Here is a 1,114-nt window from a genome sequence, read left to right as displayed (position 1 = left end):
TTCCTGGGGTGGGCTGGTGCCGTGCAGCTGCTCTACGAGGATCACCCGCAGGGGGGCGGGGGCGAGGTTCAGGGCGAAGCGGAGGACGGTGGCGCTCTCGGCGTCCAGCCAGTGGGCGTTGTCCACGATGAGCAGGGCGGGGGCGGGGGTGCTGAGGCCGCGCAGGACGCCGGCGACGGCGAGGCGCAGGGCGAGCGGGTCCCCGCCGGATTCGGGTACCGGGCGCTGGCGCAGGGTGACGGCGACGGCGTGCCGCTGGGGTTCGGGGAGCTCGGCGATGAGGTCGGCCGGGGCGGCGGCGAGCAGGGTGGCGGTGGCGGCACCGGGTATGTGCCGGTCGGCCTCCTCGGGGACCAGGGAGAGCACGGTCTCGCCTCGGCGTTCGGCACGGGCGGCGGCGGCTGCTGCGATCGCGGTCTTGCCGACTCCGGCGGCGCCGGTGAGCACCACTCGGCCGTGCTCGGCCAGGGCTCGCTCCAGACGGTTGAGCAGGTCGGATCGCCCTACGGGTACGTCTGGCGAGGGGTCCACCCGCCTGGCCTCCTTGCGCTGAATCGATCCTGCTGGTGCCGAGGATACGGAGCCAGGCGGGTGGGGGGTGTTGCCTGGGCCTCCGGGATCGGGTCCTGGACCGTATATTTACGGCGCGAGTACCCCGGACCGCTGGAAACGCGGTGATAGCGCCACAAATACACGTCATCGTCCAGGACCCGATCCCTGCGGCCCCGGCGCGTGTCCGTCGCCGGGTGCGGATGCGTGGACCCAGTCCCTACGGTTCGAGTGCGTGTCCGTCGCCGGGTGCGGGTGTCTTGGGGGCCCGATCCCTGCGGCCCCGGCGCGTGTCCGTCGCCGGGTGCGGGTGCGCGGACCCAGTCCCTACGGTTCGAGTGCGCGTCCGTCGCCTGGTGCGGGTGTCTTGGGGGGCCCAATCCGTGCGGCCCCGGCGCGTGTCCGTCGCCGGGTGCGGGTGTGTGGACGCAGTCCCTACAGTTCGAGTGCGTGTCCGTCGCCGGGTGCGGGTGTGTTGGGGTGGGGGCCCAATCCGTGCGGCCCTGGCGCGTGTCCGTCGCCGGGTGCGTGCGTTGGCGCACGGGGCCGGGGGCTGGCGCGGGGG

Annotated in this window: 1 protein-coding gene; it reads right to left on the bottom strand. The window is 74.1% G+C overall.

The window, feature by feature from the left end:
• A partial coding sequence (locus tag E4099_RS32250) for an ATP-binding protein (RefSeq protein ID WP_135342623.1) occupies positions 1 to 531 on the bottom strand: 531 nt, incomplete at its 3' end.
• Positions 532 to 1,114: the final 583 nt, after the last annotated feature.

Source organism: Streptomyces palmae (genome assembly GCF_004684805.1).
Classification (GTDB): Bacteria; Actinomycetota; Actinomycetes; order Streptomycetales; family Streptomycetaceae; genus Streptomyces; species Streptomyces palmae.
The sequence above is the reverse complement of the archived record's forward strand: the minus strand, read 5'-3'. Positions and strand labels throughout refer to the sequence as shown.